Source organism: Ochrobactrum sp. P6BSIII (assembly GCF_014138065.1).
Lineage (GTDB): Bacteria > Pseudomonadota > Alphaproteobacteria > Rhizobiales > Rhizobiaceae > Brucella.
Genome location: NZ_JACGXB010000032.1, coordinates 1 through 16,051 on the forward strand (window position 1 = coordinate 1; position 16,051 = coordinate 16,051).

The following is a 16,051-nucleotide window of genomic DNA, read 5'->3' on the forward strand; positions in this document are numbered from 1 at the left end:
ACGCGTTACGACAAGAACCCGGACAATTTCCTCGCTGCTGTCAAACTGATCGCTGTCCGCATCTGGTGCATCAGTTTATGAGTCTACGCCCTAGCAAGATTGTCTAGAACAACATTGATCCTCACTCGTCGGGGATCATGGAGGCTACGATCCTGTCTTCAGTGTCTGTGCTTTCGGCCAGCCCATCGCGGACGCCGATACGATCAGCCAGCGATCTGTTCTGGCTCATCTTGCACTTGCCCTCCAGCTTTTGGATTGGCATGCGCAAACCAACTATACCGCGTAACTGACCACTGATAAAAGCCGCTGGAGCATCGCTGACCATCCACGGATGACTTCTGTTTTCCTCATGGAGATTGGTAAGCCTATCGACGACCTCCAGCAACCGATCGGTTTCTTCGAAAAATTCGACCGGGCCAGAAGCGTGGACTGCGGTATAATTCCACGTTGGCACCACTTTGCCATGCTCTGCCTTGGTCGCATACCAGGACGGTGTGATATAGGCTTCAGCCCCAGTGAAGACTGCGAGACCCTCGCCCAGCACCGGGACTTTCCACTGCGTGTTGGCGCGTGCAAGGTGGCCGTAGAGAGTGCCGTATTCGCCTTCGCTCGCTTCAAGAAACATAGGAAGCAGCGTGACCATTGGGCCTTCCGTTGTCGCCGTTACGAAGTTAGCCGTACGGCATTCGCGCATCATGTTGTGTAACGTGGTGAGATCATCCACTTGGAACGCGGGCGGATTGTACATCGACATTCTCCTTATATCGAGGTCGCTCTACGCCTTAACTGGCTTTATAAAAATGACCAGTTGTTAATATTCCAAGCGTACCAGTTCGAGTACGAGGAGGTCGAACTGTCCATTGTTACGGCTCTATCAAAGCAGACATCCGCACCAGATCGGCCAGGGATCCCACCTGCATTTTCTGCATTACATGGGCGCGGCGCACCTTCACCGTAATTTCCTTCACGTCGAGTTCCGCCGCTATCTGCTTGTTCAAGAGACCTTGTACGACAAGCGCGAACACATCGCGTTCACCGGCAGTCAGGCTTGACCAACGAGCGTGGACCTCTGAACGAGCGTGTTCATCCTGCAAACGTTTTTTCTCGCCTTCGATTGCCCGGTAGACAGCATCCAACAGGTCGTGATCACGGAATGGCTTTGGCAGAAAATCCACCGCACCATTTTTGATAGCTCTGACGCCCATGGCAATATCGCCGTGACCGGTGATAAAGATGACCGGCAGGTGAATACCGAGCCCAGTCATCTGCGCGAAGAAATCCGTACCGGTCTGCTCTGGCATTCGCACATCCAGTATGATGCATGCCGGACCGGCTTGCCGTTCATGATCAAGAAAACCACGCACGGATGCAAAGCTCATCGCCTTCATGTCGATAGAGGCGAACAAATCTTCCAGCGCCTGTCGAACTGAAAGATCGTCATCAATAATATAGACGACTGCAGCGTTTTCATATGTTGTCGTCATACTCGCCCGTCCTGACTTGCTGGTACTTCCAAAAGAAATGTCACGCCGCCCGAACTGGTTCCCAATGCGCCTTGGGCATTAGTCCAGATGCGACCACCATTCGCCTCAACAATTGTACGGCTGATCGTCAACCCCAGCCCAAAACCGCCCTCTTTTGTGGTCCAGAAAGCATCAAAAAGGCGTTCTCTCGCGGTATTTGTCAGCCCCGGACCGGTATCAGCTACCGTGAACCGCAAGCTGGCGTTTTCGCCGGATGAGGATGTGATCAAGAGATAGCGGTTCCCCTTCTCGATCTGCGTCATGGCTTCGACGCCATTGAGGATTAGATTGCCGAAAACCTGCTGTATCTGTACACGATCCGCGAAAGCAGGTGGTAGGTCAGTGGCCAAGTCGAGTTCAAAATGGACATCATTGCGATAAAGCTCGGCGGCAGCCAGATCGACCATTTCGCGGATCGCCATGTTGAAATCGAAGCTCCCGACCTTCGGCTTTTCTCCTTTTGACAGGCGACGAACGCGGTCGAGTATCTCACTCGCGCGATGAGAATCCGCAGATATCCGCTCGAACGCGGATAGCGCACGCGGCACGTTTGGCGGTTCCTGTGTCAGCCAGCGACGCCCCGCCCCAGCACTCGTTTCGATGGCGACCAAGGGTTGACTGACTTCGTGGGTGATCGAACCAGTCAGTTGGCCAAGCGTAGTCAGGCGCGCGAGACGCAGCAGGCGTTCTCGCGTCTCGTGAGTTTCGGCTTCGGCATCCACCAGCTTCAGGCCAAGATAGGCGGTGCATGCGATAGCAAGAATACTGATCAATGTGTTGATGAACCCGACATTATAGGCTCCGGAGCGCGTCAGACCGAAGCTCACGATGGTCAGAAAAATGCAACCCGCAGCAACGCCAATAACAGTGCGGTGGGTGAACATTCTGGCTGAAACCAGCACGACCGCTGTATAGAACACAGCCGCCGCAATCGCGTAGTCGGTGACTGTGTCGAAGGCGAAAATCGCGGCACTTACAAGCGCCAACCCCAGAGATGTTGCGACGTCCCGTGGAGACATGCGGCGAAAGCCCTTCATTCGCATTGAATGTCTCCTCTTTGACATGGGTCAGGCCGCTCACCGAAGCCTTATAGCGCTAATCAACAGGCTTGATCTACCATGATCCACCGACAAGCAAACGGACGGATTTCGCATGAATTTGCGTCGACCGTCGTAAGAGCCAGCATGTTTGCCGCTGACTGAGCAAACCCATCCGGGAAAATCGGTATGTCGTATTCGCTAAGCGGATAGCGATTGAAACCAGTATCCAGCAGAAGAGCCGTTGCCCCAGATTTCTGAGCCGCGTCCAGAAGTCTGGCTGACGCGGGCACAATGGTGCGTTCTGGACGGCATGCTTTCGCCGTTCTGGTCCGTTGCGTTTACGACGCGACCTCCGCTTCGATGTAGGTGGAGCAAAAGCGCAAATGCGTTCAGCGGTCATGTTTGTCTCCTCAAACAGCCGGTTCAAAACACGGATGAAAAAGTGACCAGCAGTTGTGCTACTGGTCACTTCCTTCGATGAGATGCTGCGAGGCACCGACAGCTTCACATCAGAACCATTGGCCAAAGCGGCGAATGTAGAAGGTCTTCATGGTCTGTGCGACGACGCAATAAGCAAACAGCGTCGCGACAAGCCACGGGAAGTACGCCCATGGTAGCGGCTGCAAACCGACCATTGCACCCAGCGGCGAGAATGGAATGTAAATCCCGAGCGCCATGATCAGTCCCGTCATCAACATCACGGGCAAAGCCGCCGTGCTTTGGATGAACGGTATTTTTTGCGTGCGTAGCATATGCACGACGAGTGTCTGAGACAGCAGCCCCTCAATGAACCAGCCGGACTGGAACAGCGACTGCATTTCCGGCGTATTGGCGGCAAAGACATACCACATCAGCGCAAAAGTCGTGATGTCGAAGATCGACGATGTCGGGCCAATCCAGAGCATGAAGCGGCCAATATTTCTTGCATCCCATTTGCGCGGCTTGGCGAGAAATTCCTTGTCCATACGATCCCATGGCAAGGAAAGCTGCGAGATATCGTACATCAGGTTCTGGATCAGGAGATGGATAGCCAGCATCGGCAGGAACGGAATGAAGGCGCTTGCCACCAGAACCGAGAAGACGTTACCGAAGTTCGAGCTGGCGGTCATGTTGAGATACTTGATGATATTGCCGAAGGTCTCACGCCCTTTGATAACACCCTCTTCCAGCACCATCAGGCTCTTTTCCAGCAGGATGATATCGGCAGATTCCTTGGCAATATCAGTACCGCTATCAACCGAAATACCCACATCCGCATCGCGCAATGCCGGGGCATCATTGATACCATCACCAAGAAATCCAACCGTATGACCATTTGCCTGCAATGCTTTGAGAACACGCGACTTTTGCAAGGGCGTGAGCTTTGCAAAAATGGTGGTCTGCTCGACCGTCAAGCGCAACGTCTCATCGCTCATCTTCTCGATTTCACGACCGAGAATTGGCGTGCCGGGCTCCAGCCCGACCTCGCGGCAGATCTTGGTGGTGACGACTTCATTGTCGCCAGTGAGAACTTTGACGGCAACACCATGATCGGCCAAAGCCGCAATCGCTGGACGAGCGGTCTCCTTTGGCGGGTCGAGGAAGGTCAGCAAACCCTGTACCACCAGCTCCTTTTCATCCGGGATACCATAACGCGTCATGGTCAAGGCTGGCGCAATCTCGCGCGTGGCAATCACCAGCACACGGAATCCATCGCGATTATAGCCACGTGCCAGTTCAACAAGTGCATTCCGGCGAATATCGTCAAGCGGCTTGATCTCGTCGCCATCGCGGATTGCGGTCGAGATTGCCAGCATCTCTTCGACTGCACCCTTGCAAATCAACAGATGCTCGCCACCAAGGCCTTCAACCACGACCGACAACCGGCGGCGCACGAAGTCGAAGGGCAGTTCGTCGACCTTGTTGTAAATCCGGGCGGGCGCAGTGAGTGAAGGCAAATCTTCGGAAAAGCGGATAACCGCCTGATCCATAAGGTTCTTCACACCACTCTGATGGTAGCTGTTAAGCCAGGCCAGACGCAATACGCCGGGGTCAACCTGACCATGAACGTCAAGGTGATGTTCAAGAATGATCTTGTCCTGAGTCAGCGTGCCGGTCTTATCCGTGCAAAGCACGTCCATTGCGCCGAAATTCTGGATAGCATTAAGACGCTTCACCACCACCTTGCGGCGCGCCATGGCAACAGCGCCTTTGGCAAGGTTTGATGAAACGATCATCGGCAGCATTTCAGGCGTCAGACCCACAGCCACAGCAAGCGCAAACATAAATGCGTCCGGCCAGTCTCCTTTGGTGAAGCCGTTGATCAGCAGGACGACTGGCACCATCACAAGCATGAAGCGGATCAGCAGCCAGCTCACGCTGTTCACACCACGATCAAAGGCCGTTTCTGCACGCGAGCCTACGATCGCTTTGGCGAGCGAACCAAAATATGTCCGCGCACCCGTGGCGACCACCACGGCAGTCGCCGTGCCGCTGACGACATTCGTGCCCATAAAGCAGACTGTCGGCAGATCGAGCATATCTTGCTGGCCACCTGACGTTGCCGTAGCGTCAGCAGACTTTTCAGCAATAGCGCCAAGCGTGTCGTATTTCTCAACCGGCAGGGCTTCACCTGTCAAAGCGGCCTGACTGACAAAGAGGTCACGCGATTCAAGGAGGCGCACGTCGGCAGGGATCATATCGCCAGCGGATAGCTTGACAATATCACCGGTAACGAGTTCCGCCATTGGCACTTCGACCAGCTTTGCCTCGGCGCTTTGGCCAGCCCCACGCTCCTGACGACGCAACACCGTCGCCGTGGTGCGCACCATCGCTTTAAGCGCTTCCGCAGCATTCCCGGAACGAAACTCCTGCCAGAAACGCAGCAGCGCGCTGAGGAACACCATCGTAAGAATGATCGTCACGCCGGTATATTCTGGCTCCTCACCACTGATCAGCGGCAAGATGATATCGGTGACAGAAGAAATAGCGGCCAGCGCAACCAGTACGGCAATGAACGGATTCTTGAACGCGAGCAGGAACTGCACAAAAGCATGCGGGCGCTTTTCATGCGCCACATGGTTGGGGCCATCTTTGAGGAGACGTTCCCTGGCTTCAGCTTCCGTCAGTCCGTTGAGATTTGTTTTGAAATTGGCAAGCGTCGTGTCGACGCTGTTCTGTGCCTCACGCACGGCACGCATCGACACCTTCCTGTCGTCCTTACGAGCAGTCGCTGCTACAGGCTGTTTTACGATGGCATTCATGTCTTTATCCTCATGCCGCAATATTCGGCACGAGCACAGACATGCCCATCCCGTTACAGGATGTGCAAAGCCATGCCGCACCGTCGAAGCGACGTACGGTTTGTTTGTCGGTAGAAATTCTGAGATGCCCGCCCGGATAGTGCTCCACGCACCAACCGAGCGGACCTACTTGGGTCGTCGTCCATCGTCGAATTCCTTGTCTTCAATCGCAACGGATGGAACAAGACTGCCCTTCAGTGCACCCAGTTTGATGTCCGGTTCTGCTGACCGGCTGCGAGGAACAGGCCGAAGCGCTCCAACACTGGCAAGGACCGGTACTGCGCAATTTCATCGGGGTCCTTGGTCCACCGGCATTCCACGCGACCGTTTTCCGGGTTCACATACCAGATCGTTGTCAGCCGCAAAGTTTTCCCGGCAGTCCTGTCACCGCTTGCTTGTGCTTCGTAAATGGGGCGATACGTGGTTTGCCCGCTGGAAGCGGTTGCGTAGTTGGGGTTACGCATATGCACGCCAAAGCGCGCGCCAAAATTGGCGATTGCTGCTGCAATATTCATCTCTTACCTCATGACGCGCCACTGCAAGCGTCCGGGTAAGAGCCTGAAATCAGCTCTCTCCGAACAACCCCAGTGGCGACAGCTTTCGACTACTGTCGCTGGGCATTGTGGTTTCCTGTGTTAAGGAGCTGAATTGTTTCGCTCCGACGGCATCTCAATACCAGATGAACCTGTCATGAGCTACGAAAATGCATGCCTTCTCCAAGGTGCATTATGGTATCGGAGATATACCAAAGTATACAGTTTGCGCCGAGCAAATCAATGATCGCGGCGTTTCGCCAATCGCTCAGTTATCCGTTGCACAATGAAATACAAACCAGGCGTCAACAATAAACCTATCGTCGTTGCTGCGACCATGCCTCCAAAAATGGTCACGCCAACCGCCCGACGCGCGCCAGCACCAGCACCGGAGGACAGTATCAAGGGAAGAATGCCCAGAATGAACGACACAGCCGTCATCATCACAGCCCGGAAACGTTGCTCGGCTCCGGCCCGCGCCGCTTCGCCCGCAGTCAGTCCCGCTTCTCGCCGTTCCTTTGCAAACTCCACAATCAAAATTGCATTTTTTGCGGCAAGGCCGATCAGCAACACCATCGCGATCTGAACATAGAGACTATTTTGAAGTCCGAAGGCCTTCAGAGCAGCCACAGCGCCGAGCAAAGCTGCTCCCAATGACACGATGACCACCGCAGGCAAAGCCCAGCTTTCATATTGCGCGACCAGGAAGAGATAAGCGAAGAGGAAAGCAAGGGCAAAGACCAAGCCTTCCTGACCGCTGCTTCTGCTTTCCTGAAAGGACAAGCCAGACCACTCATAGCCATAGCCATCGGGCAGTTTTTGCAATGCTACCGTCTCCATTGCCGCCATGGCCTGACCACTGCTCGCGCCCGGAGCCGGAACCGCATTGACCTGCGCTGCAACCGAGAGATTGTAGCGCGTAATCACAAAGGGCGAGAGAACGGTGGTCAAGGAAACCACACTGCGCAATGGAACCATCGCGCCGTTGCGGTTTCTCACATGGAGTTTCAAAATGTCTTCGCTGTGGGCTCGAAAATCGGAATCCGCTTGCAGATTGACCTGAAAGACACGCCCGTTAAGCGTAAAGTCGTTGACATAGCGCGAACCAAAATTAGCACCAATCACGGCGTAAATATCAGACACGCTGAGCCCGAGCGCCTCGGCGCGAGAACGGTCCACATCGACATAAATTTGCGGCACGTTCGCATTGAATGTCGTGGCTGCGCCGCCAATTTCCTTGCTCTGATTGAAATAACCCAGAAGCGCGTTTGTAACCTGCGCGATTTCCTCTGTCGACTGCCCCTGCAAGGCTTGCAGACGGAAATCCAGCCCACCAACGGACCCGATACCGGCTATTGCAGGCGGCGCAAACACCGAGACAATCGCACCGGGAATCTGCGCAAATTGGGACCGCAGGGAACCGATGATATTATTAAGTCGCAGCTCTTCCTTTTCGCGGTCTTCCCACGGCAAGAGTGCTGCGACGGCCATGGCGCCATTGGGTGTGCTTGTCGCTTGCAGAATACTGAAGCCAGCGACCGTTATCACGTCCTGAACCCCGGGCGTCTCGGTGAGAACCTTTCTGACATTCTCGACAATGCGATTGGTGCGATCGAGTGAAGCTGCACTTGGCAACTGGATATCAACGAACAACGCGCCCTGATCCTCATCAGGCAGGAAAGTAGCGGGCAGATTGACAAAAATGAGATATGCACCGGCAAAGCACGCAGCAATGGCCGCGAGCGGGACATACCAGTATTTAACGAGAACACCGACACACCGGCCATAAGCATTCCGGGTTCGCTCCATGAAGCTCGAGAACCAAGCCAGAGGGCCTCTTCGAAAACCGCTCTGTCCCCGCCGAAGCAACAACGTCGCCAAAGCCGGACTGAGCGTCAGACCGACGAATGAGGATATGACGAGAGCCGATGAGATCGTGACCGCAAACTGGCGATAAAGCTGCCCGCCAATACCTGCCAGAAAGGCGGTCGGTGTAACGACCGCGAGAAGTACCAATGTTGTCGAGATGATCGGCCCGGTGATCTGATGCATCGCCTTGCGCGTCGCCTCAACAACTGTGATGTCCGGCGTATCATCCAGCACGTGTTTGACGTTCTCGACAACAAGAATGGCGTCATCGACAACGAGGCCAATGGCGAGGACCAAGGCCAGCAACGAAATCATATTCAGCGAATAGCCAACCGCCAACAGGACTGCGACTGCGCCAAGCATTGAGACCGGTATGGCAAGAGCAGAAATCAACGTCGCGCGCCAATCCTGCAAGAATATGAACGTCACCGCGAGCACAATAACAAAAGCCTCAAACAATGTTCGCGAGGTCAATTGCAGGCTGGCATCGACAAACCGCGTTGCATCATACACGACATGATACTGCAGCCCTGCCGGAAACCGCGACGATAATCGCTTGAGTTCAGCCTGAACGGCGGTTGCGGTCTGAATCGCATTGGCGCCGGGGGACTGGTTGATCTGAAGCATTGCAGATTCATGACCGGCGAAACTTGCTCGTGAGGCATAGTTACGCGCACCGAGTTCGAGACGAGCGATATCCCGCAAAAACACCTTTGCGCCATCGGCTCCGGTGCGGATGACGATGGCTCCAAATTCGTCCGCATCACGCAGCCGCCCCTGAGCCACCAGTGTATATTGAAGCTCAGTCCCCACCCGCATGGGAGGCGCACCTGACTGCCCGAGCGTAGCCTGGATATTCTGCCGCTGAATGGCGGCTGAAACCTCATCAATGGATATCCCGAGTGCATCCATTCTTTGCGGATTGAGCCAGACACGCATCGAATATTCAGACGCGCCGGTAACGCTCGCCTCACCGACACCAGCCACCCGCGAAATCGCATCGACAATCGTCGTCGTGGTGAAGTTGGTGATCTCCAGCGCGCTCAAGCTGTCATCAGGGGAATAGAATGCTATGCCCAACACGAAATCGGGCGAACGCGATCGAACAGAAACGCCCTGCTGCGCAACGGCGGCAGGCAACCGGGAAATTGCCAGCTGCGCGCGATTTTGCACATTGATCTGCGCAAGCTCCGGATCTGTGCCCACTTCAAAGGCAACTGACAATGAATATTGCCCGGCATTGGAACTCGTGGACGACATATACATCATGTCATCGACGCCATTGATGGCTGTCTCCAGCGGGCCGCCAACAACGTCGGCAATTACCTCCGCACTGGCACCCGGATATGTCGCCGACACCGTGACTGTCGGTGGTGTAATCTGCGGATACTGCTGGATGGGCAAAGAGAAGACGGCAATTGCACCTGCAATAGAAATGAGAAGGGAGATAACGATTGCAAGACGCGTTCGCCGTATGAAGGTTTCAGAGATCATTGAGCGGCCCCCGGCTCTTCCGGCGACGCTTCCTGCGGCGAAACCGCTTGTCCGTCCGCGATTCTTTGAAGGCCTTCAACGACTATCGTCTCCCCCTCTTTGATCCCCTCTCTCACAGACCAGTCATTGCTAATGCGAACACCGGTCACGATCTGACGCCGGGTAACCGTGTTATTATCATTCAAAACAAAGACAAACTTGCCCTCACGGTCCTGCAAAACGGATGCCATTGGGACAATCGGCAATATCTTTGCCGCTTCATCCGCCAGACTGACAGCAACTGTCTGGCCAGGAAGCAAAATATGGTTCGGATTTGCAAACAAGGCGCGCACGGCGATTGTGCCTGTCTGAGCGTTGACCTCGTTATCGATGAACTGGATGGTACCGGCAGGCTCATATGGTTTGCCATTGGCAAGAGTGAGTGTGGGCTGGAAACTATTCAGATCGACTGTCCCACCCCGCGCCTCCTTCTGGCGAATAGCTATGAGCGTCCGGTCGGTAATGGAGAAAACAACCCGCACGGGATCGAGTTGAACAATGCGCGCCAACGGACCAGAATTTGGACCGACGAGATTTCCAACGGTAAAAAGCGACCTGCCAATGGTGCCATTGATCGGGGAACGGATTTGTGTGTAGGAGAGATTGAGCCTGGCCGTATTGAGAGCAGCTTCTGCACTTTGAACGTCCGCCGACGCGATATCGAACGCGGCCTGAGCATCATCGAGAGAGGCTTGAGAAGCCGTATTCCGATTTGCCAGTGTTCGTGTTCGCGTCAAGGTCTGCCTGGCGGCATTCTGCGACGCTTGCGCACGCGCAACCTGCGCTTCGGCCGATGCAGCCGCCGCCTGCATTTGATCCGGCTCGATCTCAAAAAGGAGATCGCCCGCTTTTACTGCGCTGCCCTGCTCGAAGCTCTTCCCTTTGAGAAAACCGGTAATCCGGGCCTGAATATCAACCGCTTCTATCGCTTCGATCTGACCATTGAATTGAAGTGGAGCGCTGGAAGGCGCCGAGCCGATCTTTCTCACGACCACTGATGGCGCGGCGGGAGATTGCTGGGCCAGACCGGGATGCATGAACAGAAACCAAAGCACCCCAGAGAGGGCAATATTCAAGGAGACATAACCGAGGGTTTTCATCAACTGCGCGTCCTCCTGCGGCCAGATATTGACCAATCATTCATGCATTTCGTGTGCTGAGGGCTATTCCCACATAGGCTACACCGGCAATCAGCAAGGCAATACCAGCGATCGACCCCGATGCGAGTTCGCGTGTCAAAGGCCATTTCAGGAAGAGTGCGGCACTGGCCATCCAGGCGATAAGCCCGGAGACTACGAACCAGTACCAGCCCTTGGTAGGATGAATCTTGATCGATAATGCGATCTGAAGAAATCCGTGTACGAACACCACAATTGCAATCAGCAAAGTTATTGCCAACGCGCCTTTGAGTGGGTTGAGATAGATCATTATTCCGCCAACCAGTTCCACCACGCCCGCCAATTCCTGCCAGACAAAGCCCGCCCAACTCTTAACCCTGAGCGACTGGATAATCTTGACGACACCGATTGCCATGAGGACTGCACCGAAGATGGTACTTGCCGCAAACTCCGAGAAAACCGGTAGAAGCAGGCAGAGTGCGCCTCCTGCTAACAACAGGACGCCGATGCCAAGAAAGCCTTTCCATTTCTTCTGCTCAATCGTCTTGCGTTCCAGATGCGGCAAATCGTAAACCTCCATGCATAAGCCCTTTCAGCCACGATCACGCACTCAAGCACGCCCTCTACTGAACGAGAGACGAATAAGAAAATGGCGCCCGTCAGCGGCGCCATCTCACAGTGCGAACATTCGTTATGCGACCATCACGTGCACGGATTGTTACGTCGTAGGTTCGTCTGAACCGATCCCCCCGATAGAGGAAGTGACTTCCCCTGCAATCTATCGCACGCACATTTCGGAAGCCACGCATCCTCAAAAGCCTGGTACCATCGGAACAACGAATCCTGTGACCGTTATTCACCCTTGTACCGACCAAAGCAGTTTGGTTCTGGCTGAATGCCCGGACAGGTTCCGCAATCGTACCCACCACGGTCAAGGCTAACAAAGCGAGAATGGCTGTAATGGATCGAAACATTATCCACTCCTCTCCGATCCTTCATCGAAAATTGTTTTCTACAAACACGCTCAACGACAAGGCGCTTCAAAAACGCGACCGTGGTGATCCCGATAGCGGCAATACTGAACTCCATTTCGGGTCTGTGCGACCCCAACCAGCGTTCCAGCTGCGGCACCGATTGCAGCACCCGTAAGTGCGCTGCGCGTATTGCCGCCAATGGCGGCACCGGCGAGACCGCCGACCGCAGCACCGCCGACGCCATATCCGGCAGTTCTCTGTTCTGAAGACGTACAAGCACTCGCGCCGAGGCCGACAGCGGCAACAACCAACAAGCTAAACATGTATCTGTTCATGGCATCCTCCCTCCGAGGCAGTGAGCGTCAGAAATAGTTCCACGTTAGTCAGGATCGAAGTGCAGTGTTCATCACCAAAGCATACACTGCCTTGGTTCTTCATTCAGTCGGTATATGGCTCTAGGGTATTGAATTTACTTCAGATTTAAGAACAGGTTCGGGAAGATTTATCTGCGACCGGGTCTGTGCCAACGATCAACGCGTACAACACGTCCGTCGCGCGCTCTGACCTCGACCCGCAACGCCTGCTGATTTCGCATGCCACGGATGACATAGTGCGGTCTACGGCAGTCGACTTCACGGACATTCGTCAAACCGCGCATTGCAAGACGCCGGGAGGCTTCTCTGCAGGTTAAAGATCGACCGTTGTTCAGTTCTGTACCGACAACGATGCCTCTGTGAACAGGACGCGCGTTTGCGTCAATGGAGAAAAAAAGCGTAGATAACGCTGCCAGAAGGATTACGGCTTTCGATGCAGGAGCAATTGCATACATCTGTGACCCTCCACTTTGCTATGGATTGTTTGAATATAACTACATTTAAAACTTAACAGCAATCCCTTTTATTTAAGTGCACAGCCAACAAGTAAGCCAACCTGCCGCCGAACACAGATTGGCTTTAGGCTAATCATCAGCCTGTATTCATGACAAATCGCCTCGGTATCTACATACGCGCGGTGCTGCACTGTGCACACATCGATAGTGATAACGCGGCCACCTGCGTCCATTTCTAGCAAACGAGATGCTCTACCATGGCAGCTACCGCAAGGAGCCACGCATCTGCACCTTTGAGCGCTGAAAGCTGAAGCCTGATTGGCAACTCAGCGCTCCCAACACCACAAGGCAACGAGACCGCGCAACCATCGTGAAAATTGCAGATCAGTGTGTTTCCCAACGTCTTCGCATTCATCATGAAGAACCGTTCGTCATCGATCAGCATTGGTTCGGCCAGGCAAGCAGTATGAGGTAGTGTCGGGTTTAACTGGATTGCATCTGGGCCCAATCACCATTCGAAAGATGCCCCACACCTTTACGAGCGGCCAACACCTCAAGATAGTTGGAAAGCGATACATTCATGTGCGATTGCTCGTCACAGCCGCGCAAGCCCTCAATAATAGACAGGTGGCTCTCGTGCGGTGTTAGCTTTGTCGCAAGCGCGTCACCAAGTGGTGAAAACAACATCGCTTTCGGTTAAGTCGGCAAGCGAAACACTCTCGATGAAAATGCCGTTTTCATTGCCGTCAAAGCTGACATAGACGCCTTGGGCCGTATCGTGCGAGGCGGCCAGAAAACTATCGAAGTCGTGAATAGCGGGATTGCTCGAAGCATAACCGCTGAACTTGATCACATCACCGCCCGCAATATCAAAATCGGTGATGTGATCAACGCCACCGTTCTGATGCATCGCTGCAAATGACCAGATGAATTGATCGGCACCGCTGCCGCCCGTCAGGATATCCGCGCCAAGCCCGCCGTCGAGGGTGTCAGCGCCAGCACCGCCATTCAACACATCATCGCCTGATCGACCTTCAAGCTGGTCGTTTCCGGCTCCGCCGTCCAGAATATCAATACCGATTCCGCCTGCAATCTGATCTTTTCCATCTCCACCCAGCAAGGTGTTAGGACCGGTATAGCTCGTTACACCGCTGACCTCCACCATCATCCGGTCATTGCCTGCGCCACCATCAAGAAACTGATCGCCATTACCGGCCACCATGAAGTCGTCGCCGTCACCGCCAAACAGAACGTCATGGCCTGCCGGACCGCCCGCACTACTGCCAACAGAAAACAAGACATCGTTTCCCGCTCCGCCTTCGAAGTAGTCATCGCCAAGACCACCTGTTAGAGAGTCATTTCCCTGTCCGCCGATGAGGATATCGTGACCTTCACCGCCTGAAAGAATATCATTCCCGGCTCCGCCATCGAGATAGTCGTTGCCCTCCCCCCCGGAAAGGTCGTCGTTACCGCCCTTGCCATGCAGAATATCGTCACCCCCGCCACCCATCGCCCGGTCATCACCGTCAGCGCCGACAAACTTATCGTCGCCATCATTCGTGGAAACCAAGGCTTTTTGGGTGTCACTGGCCAATATCGTGTCATTGCCCCGACCAGTATTGACACTAATGAACTCGAAGTTCCTAAATGTCGTGCCGGTGGATGTGGTACCTTCGTTGAAGTCGACTGTCATATTCTCAAAGAACGACCCGTCATCCATGCTCAACAGGTCATATCCTTCACCGCCATCAAGTTCCACAGACGAGAATGAAGTAATAATTTGATCATTGCCCGTGCCGCCATAAATGTGATTAGCACCATAGTGATCATAAATAGTATCATCTCCAGCGCCCGCGTCGATGAAATCATCGCCTAGCGCATCGGGCGACTGGCTGGAATAGCCAGCCCCAATTACGTCTGCCCCTGCCCCGGTTGAGATGATGTCGTCGCCCGTGCCACCAACAATAATATCATCACCACTACCGGTATTGATAACCAGCTGCTCGACATCACGGAAATAGACACCCTTTGTTGGATCCCAATCATTGTCGAAGGTGGCATGCCCATTCAGCGCGTTTATTTTAACATTGCTCGCGCTTTCAGAGTAATCAAGAAGCAGCACGTCGAAGCCAGCACCCCCATTCGCTGCCCCGCTCACCCCGTCCAATATGAGCCGGTCATCACCTGCGCCACCGTCAAGACGGTCAAAACCACTTGAGCTGATCAAGATATCGTCGCCACCGAGACCCCAGATATCATCATTCCCGTCAGCGCCGAAAATAAAATCATCAAGATTTGTTCCCACGAACTTAGCCATCGGTCGCATCCCTTTATTTAAGAAGAGGAACGAACAGCATAACATCGAATAACGCAATTAAAATTGAAATTAAACTTCGAATATAAATCTTCATTGAGAATTATTTATTTCAATATTTAAAATACTTCATTGAAATTCGTAATTCTATCATTAGGGCAATTCAAAATAAAAGATGCATCGCTCCGCTAAAGCGACGATGCATCATCACCCTTCGGAACTTTAGATCGATTACGTTTTTCTTTCCAAACCGATCTTGCGTGCAAGCCAGTCCGGCTTGATGGCCGTTTTGGAAAGCTCAAGATCGGCCAATAGTCTCTGTTGCGCCAATTCCGGCATATCGGATGCACGAGGCGCCCCGCTAGCCCGGCTGACATGCATCAACACCTGTTCACAGAGAGCAACTTCATGTCCATCCCCATTCTGCATACACATGAATAGGTGCATGCGTTTGCGATCTACGTTTAGGACCGAGAGCTCCACACTCAGCGCTTCATCGACATGACACTCTTTCAAGTATCCGATGCGGCTATCAAGGGTATAGAGCGTGGCATTGTTCGCCTCGCGATAGGCTACGTCGATCCCTATCCGATCCATATACGCGGTCGCCGCATCAGAAAAGACAATGCCATAGGCATAGTCGCCCATATGGCCATTATAGTCGATCCAGCTCGGCGAGACAGTCGTGCGATAAATGAAGAAAGCATCGCTCAATCTCATTTCCTCCGTTCCAACCAGGCATAGAACTCACCGACGATACCTTTACGGAAGAGGATGACGCATGCCATGAAGATGAGGCCGGTGACGATTGTGACGGGGAAGTCGGATGTTGCGAGATAGTTCTGGAGGGCGACGACGAAGGCTGCTCCGACGATGGGTCCGATCAGCGTGCCGATGCCGCCAAGCAGCGTCATCAGGATGACCTCGCCCGACATCTGCCAACCGACATCGGTCAGCGTTGCAAACTGGAAGACGAGCGCCTTCATGCCGCCTGCAAGGCCCGCAAGACCAGCCGACATGACGAATGCGGCCAGCTT

At 54.0% G+C, this 16,051-nt stretch carries 12 protein-coding genes and 1 pseudogene; 1 reads left to right on the forward strand and 12 read right to left on the reverse strand.

What is annotated here, in order from left to right; all coding sequences use genetic code 11:
- Nucleotides 1-81: pseudogene (locus FHW00_RS23970) on the forward strand (IS5/IS1182 family transposase); the annotation flags it as partial.
- A gap of 40 nt (nt 82-121) precedes the next feature.
- On the opposite strand, the gene FHW00_RS23975 reads toward FHW00_RS23970, so the two are convergent.
- From FHW00_RS23975 to FHW00_RS24030, 12 genes are all read right to left on the reverse strand, one after another.
- Complete coding sequence (locus FHW00_RS23975; RefSeq protein ID WP_078341277.1) at nt 122-748, reverse strand: FMN-binding negative transcriptional regulator; 627 nt, start codon at nt 746-748, stop codon at nt 122-124.
- Between the two features lie 115 nt (nt 749-863).
- On the reverse strand, nt 864-1,484 hold the full coding sequence (locus FHW00_RS23980; RefSeq protein WP_078341278.1) for a response regulator transcription factor: 621 nt from the start codon (nt 1,482-1,484) through the stop codon (nt 864-866).
- On the reverse strand, nt 1,481-2,566 hold the full coding sequence (locus FHW00_RS23985) for a sensor histidine kinase (protein WP_139364463.1): 1,086 nt from the start codon (nt 2,564-2,566) through the stop codon (nt 1,481-1,483). Before FHW00_RS23985 ends, FHW00_RS23980 begins: the two co-directional genes overlap by 4 nt.
- Before the next feature lie 506 nt (nt 2,567-3,072).
- The gene (gene mgtA, locus FHW00_RS23990) at nt 3,073-5,805 is read right to left on the reverse strand and encodes a magnesium-translocating P-type ATPase (protein ID WP_078341280.1); all 2,733 of its coding nucleotides are present in this window, start codon (nt 5,803-5,805) and stop codon (nt 3,073-3,075) included.
- Nucleotides 5,806-6,038: 233 nt separating this feature from the next.
- The gene (locus FHW00_RS23995; protein ID WP_078341281.1) at nt 6,039-6,359 is read right to left on the reverse strand and encodes a hypothetical protein; all 321 of its coding nucleotides are present in this window, start codon (nt 6,357-6,359) and stop codon (nt 6,039-6,041) included.
- 258 nt (nt 6,360-6,617) lie between these two features.
- Nucleotides 6,618-9,740, reverse strand: a complete 3,123-nt coding sequence (locus FHW00_RS24000) for an efflux RND transporter permease subunit (RefSeq protein WP_078341282.1) — start codon at nt 9,738-9,740, stop codon at nt 6,618-6,620.
- Nucleotides 9,737-10,879 (reverse strand): efflux RND transporter periplasmic adaptor subunit, encoded by a 1,143-nt coding sequence (locus FHW00_RS24005; RefSeq protein ID WP_445558033.1) that lies wholly within the window; start codon nt 10,877-10,879, stop codon nt 9,737-9,739. Before FHW00_RS24005 ends, FHW00_RS24000 begins: the two co-directional genes overlap by 4 nt.
- Nucleotides 10,880-10,919: 40 nt before the next feature.
- On the reverse strand, nt 10,920-11,477 hold the full coding sequence (locus tag FHW00_RS24010) for an HdeD family acid-resistance protein (RefSeq protein ID WP_078341283.1): 558 nt from the start codon (nt 11,475-11,477) through the stop codon (nt 10,920-10,922).
- Between the two features lie 444 nt (nt 11,478-11,921).
- The gene (locus FHW00_RS24015; RefSeq protein ID WP_078341285.1) at nt 11,922-12,206 is read right to left on the reverse strand and encodes a glycine zipper 2TM domain-containing protein; all 285 of its coding nucleotides are present in this window, start codon (nt 12,204-12,206) and stop codon (nt 11,922-11,924) included.
- A 1,158-nt stretch (nt 12,207-13,364) separates the two neighbouring features.
- Entirely contained in the window at nt 13,365-15,017 is a 1,653-nt protein-coding gene (locus tag FHW00_RS24020) for a calcium-binding protein (protein WP_078341287.1), read from the reverse strand.
- Between the two features lie 228 nt (nt 15,018-15,245).
- Nucleotides 15,246-15,728 carry a thioesterase family protein gene (locus FHW00_RS24025; RefSeq protein WP_176168392.1) on the reverse strand — a complete coding sequence of 161 codons (483 nt, stop codon included), beginning with the start codon at nt 15,726-15,728 and terminating at the stop codon, nt 15,246-15,248.
- A 2-nt stretch (nt 15,729-15,730) separates the two neighbouring features.
- Nucleotides 15,731-16,051: branched-chain amino acid ABC transporter permease (locus FHW00_RS24030; protein ID WP_182514706.1), on the reverse strand; the 321-nt coding region annotated here is incomplete at its 5' end.

What these genes read in the sequence shown, in the direction of transcription:
- FHW00_RS23975 (WP_078341277.1), bottom strand. Translation starts at nt 748, where the DNA reads ATGTACAATCCGCCCGCGTTCCAAGTGGATGATCTCACCACGTTACAC.
- FHW00_RS23980 (WP_078341278.1), bottom strand. Translation starts at nt 1,484, where the DNA reads ATGACGACAACATATGAAAACGCTGCAGTCGTCTATATTATTGATGAC.
- FHW00_RS23985 (WP_139364463.1), bottom strand. Translation starts at nt 2,566, where the DNA reads ATGCGAATGAAGGGCTTTCGCCGCATGTCTCCACGGGACGTCGCAACA.
- mgtA (WP_078341280.1), bottom strand. Translation starts at nt 5,805, where the DNA reads ATGAATGCCATCGTAAAACAGCCTGTAGCAGCGACTGCTCGTAAGGAC.
- FHW00_RS23995 (WP_078341281.1), bottom strand. Translation starts at nt 6,359, where the DNA reads ATGAATATTGCAGCAGCAATCGCCAATTTTGGCGCGCGCTTTGGCGTG.
- FHW00_RS24000 (WP_078341282.1), bottom strand. Translation starts at nt 9,740, where the DNA reads ATGATCTCTGAAACCTTCATACGGCGAACGCGTCTTGCAATCGTTATC.
- FHW00_RS24005 (WP_445558033.1), bottom strand. Translation starts at nt 10,879, where the DNA reads ATGAAAACCCTCGGTTATGTCTCCTTGAATATTGCCCTCTCTGGGGTG.
- FHW00_RS24010 (WP_078341283.1), bottom strand. Translation starts at nt 11,477, where the DNA reads ATGGAGGTTTACGATTTGCCGCATCTGGAACGCAAGACGATTGAGCAG.
- FHW00_RS24015 (WP_078341285.1), bottom strand. Translation starts at nt 12,206, where the DNA reads ATGAACAGATACATGTTTAGCTTGTTGGTTGTTGCCGCTGTCGGCCTC.
- FHW00_RS24020 (WP_078341287.1), bottom strand. Translation starts at nt 15,017, where the DNA reads ATGGCTAAGTTCGTGGGAACAAATCTTGATGATTTTATTTTCGGCGCT.